The sequence below is a fragment of the Kitasatospora sp. NPDC036755 genome, from assembly GCF_040636595.1.
GTDB lineage: Bacteria > Actinomycetota > Actinomycetes > Streptomycetales > Streptomycetaceae > Kitasatospora.
In genome coordinates this window covers 1-1,868 of sequence record NZ_JBEZUT010000633.1, presented here as the reverse complement: position 1 = coordinate 1,868, position 1,868 = coordinate 1, and the positions used below count along the sequence as shown (strand labels likewise).

Genomic DNA, 1,868 nt, shown 5'->3' with positions numbered 1-1,868 from the left:
CCGTGTCACTGCATGTCCCCCATGGTGGTGTCGTAGGTGCTGCCCGGGCCCGGCCCCCTGGACCGCCTCGTGGCCCGCCTCCGCGCCGCCAACGACGAGCGCCGCAGCGCCCCGCCCGTGTTCCTCGCCCCGGCCGGCTCCTTCCACGGCAAGCTCATCGGCACCGTCCAGTTCACCCACAACCCCGGCTACCGGACCCCGTTCAGCGCCCTCGCCGCCCAGGTCCGGTTCGTCCCGCTGGACGAGCCGGAGGCCCTGGAGCGGACCGTCGAGGAGGAGCGGCGGACCCTGCTCGACCTCGCCGTCGGGGACGGCGTGGTGCGGGTGGTCGAGCGCGACCTGCCGGTCGTCGGCGCGTTCGTCCTGGAGCCGATCCAGGGCGAGGCCGGCATCCGCCCCCTCGACCCGGAGGCCGTCCGGCGGATCCAGGCGGTCTGCGCGCGGATCGACTGCCCGATCATCGTCGACGAGGTGCAGAGCGGCATGGGCCGCTCCGGCGCCTTCTTCGCCTCCTCCCACCTGGGCCTCCAGGGCGACTACTTCACCCTGGCCAAGAGCCTGGGCGGCGGCGTGGCCAAGGCCGGCCTGACCCTGGTGCGCTCCTCGCGCTACCGCCGGGACTTCGAGCTCGTCCACAGCTCCACCTTCGCCAAGGACAGCTTCTCCACGCTGATCGCCGGCCGGACGGTGGACCTGCTGGAGGCCGACGGCGGCCGGGCGTACCGGCTGGCCGAGGAACGCGGCGCCCGCCTGACCGAACTGCTCGACGGGCTGCGGCAGGAGTTCGGGGACGTCGTGAAGGACGTCCGGGGCAGGGGCCTGATGCTCGGCGTGGAGTTCCACGACCAGTCCGACTCCCCCTCGGAGATCATCCGCGAGCAGGCCGCGGCGGGCCTGCTCGGCTACCTCTTCTCCGGCTACCTCCTGCGGGTGCACGACGTCCGGGCCTTCCCGACCGCGAGCGCCACCGGCACCCTGCGGATCGAACCCTCCATCCACCTGACGGACGAGGAGATCGCGCAGACCGTGTCCGCGCTGCGCGCCCTCGCCGCCACCCTCCGCAAGCACGACGGCGAGACGCTGCTGCACGGACACGCCTGACCGGCGGGCACACCCGCCGGGCACACCCGAGGGCCCGTCCCGCCGATCGCTCCCGTGCGCGGGAGCGATCGGCGGGACGGGCCTAAGATGCCTGAATCACTGGTACGGGCCCAAACCTCCGTATCCGTGGCCCAGGCCGTGTCCGATGCGGTGACGCCGAGACGAGGGAGCACCCGTGCCCAGCCAGCGGTCCATCAACGAGGCGGAGCGGCTCGTCCAGGCGAAGCTCGGCGGCATCGCGATCCGCCGGGAGCGGATGGCCGCGGTGGCGAACATCTACCGGGCCGCCTCCGCCGTGCGGCAGCACCTGGAGAACTCCGTGCTGCGCGGCTCGGACCTGACCTGGACCGCCTTCGTGGTGCTGTGGGTGGTGTGGGTCTGGGGCGAGTCCGAGACCCGGCACGTCGCCGAGGAGGCGGGGATCTCCAAGGGCACGCTGACCGGGGTGTCCCGCACCCTGGAGTCGCGCGGGCTGCTGAAGCGCGCCGACCACCCGACCGACGGTCGGCTGGTGCTGCTCTCGCTCACCGAGGAGGGCGAGGAGTTCATGCTGGAGGTGTTCCCCGCGTTCAACGAGGAGGAGGCCTTCGTGACGGAGCGGCTGAGCGACGCGGAGTGCGTCGGCCTCGCGGACGGGCTGCGGCGGGTGGTGCTCCAGGTCGAGGAGCAGGGGGAGGAGCGGCGGCGCTCGCTGCTGAACGGCGAGGAGCCCGCCCCGCGCCGCAGCGGCCGGCGCGCCCGCCGCTGACCGGACGGGCCCACCGGCC

Annotated in this window: 2 protein-coding genes; both read left to right on the top strand. The window is 73.7% G+C overall.

The window, feature by feature from the left end:
* The first annotated feature begins 69 nt into the window (after positions 1-69).
* Complete coding sequence (locus AB0E96_RS40750; RefSeq protein ID WP_359831848.1) at positions 70-1,101, top strand: aminotransferase class III-fold pyridoxal phosphate-dependent enzyme; 1,032 nt, start codon at positions 70-72, stop codon at positions 1,099-1,101.
* Between the two features lie 175 nt (positions 1,102-1,276).
* Positions 1,277-1,849 (top strand): MarR family transcriptional regulator, encoded by a 573-nt coding sequence (locus tag AB0E96_RS40745; RefSeq protein ID WP_359831846.1) that lies wholly within the window; start codon positions 1,277-1,279, stop codon positions 1,847-1,849.
* Positions 1,850-1,868 lie beyond the last annotated feature (19 nt).